The organism is Aeromonas sobria (assembly GCF_050266975.1).
In the GTDB taxonomy this organism is placed as follows: domain Bacteria; phylum Pseudomonadota; class Gammaproteobacteria; order Enterobacterales; family Aeromonadaceae; genus Aeromonas; species Aeromonas sobria_B.
The window spans coordinates 1-983 of the sequence record NZ_JBKISU010000082.1 but is presented as its reverse complement, the minus strand read 5'-3'; the positions used below and the strand labels follow the sequence as shown (position 1 = coordinate 983).

Here is a 983-nt window from a genome sequence, read left to right as displayed (position 1 = left end):
GAGGCGAACCGGGAGAACTGAAACATCTAAGTACCCCGAGGAAAAGAAATCAACCGAGATTCCCTCAGTAGCGGCGAGCGAACGGGGATTAGCCCTTAAGTTTCTTGGAAGTTAGTGGAATGGTCCTGGAAAGGCCAGCGATACAGGGTGATAGCCCCGTACATGAAAACGACCTTGAAGTGAAATCGAGTAGGGCGGGACACGTGACATCCTGTCTGAATATGGGGGGACCATCCTCCAAGGCTAAATACTCCTGACTGACCGATAGTGAACCAGTACCGTGAGGGAAAGGCGAAAAGAACCCCTGTGAGGGGAGTGAAATAGAACCTGAAACCGTGTACGTACAAGCAGTGGGAGCCCTTCGGGGTGACTGCGTACCTTTTGTATAATGGGTCAGCGACTTACATTTTGTAGCGAGGTTAACCGTATAGGGGAGCCGTAGGGAAACCGAGTCTTAACTGGGCGTCTAGTTGCAAGGTGTAGACCCGAAACCGGGTGATCTAGCCATGGGCAGGTTGAAGGTTGAGTAACATCAACTGGAGGACCGAACCCACTAACGTTGCAAAGTTAGGGGATGACCTGTGGCTGGGGGTGAAAGGCCAATCAAACTCGGAGATAGCTGGTTCTCCCCGAAAGCTATTTAGGTAGCGCCTCGGACGAATACTACTGGGGGTAGAGCACTGTTTGGACTAGGGGGTCATCCCGACTTACCAACTCCATGCAAACTCCGAATACCAGTAAGTACTATCCGGGAGACACACGGCGGGTGCTAACGTCCGTCGTGAAGAGGGAAACAACCCAGACCGCCGGCTAAGGTCCCAAAGTTCTGGTTAAGTGGGAAACGATGTGGGAAGGCTCAGACAGCTAGGATGTTGGCTTAGAAGCAGCCATCATTTAAAGAAAGCGTAATAGCTCACTAGTCGAGTCGGCCTGCGCGGAAGATGTAACGGGGCTCAAACCAGGCACCGAAGCCGCGGATTCAT

Annotated in this window: 1 rRNA gene; it reads left to right on the top strand. The window is 52.4% G+C overall.

The annotated features are described in order from the left end of the window. A 23S ribosomal RNA gene (locus tag ACLHZ1_RS20505) occupies window positions 1-983 on the top strand; the annotation flags it as partial.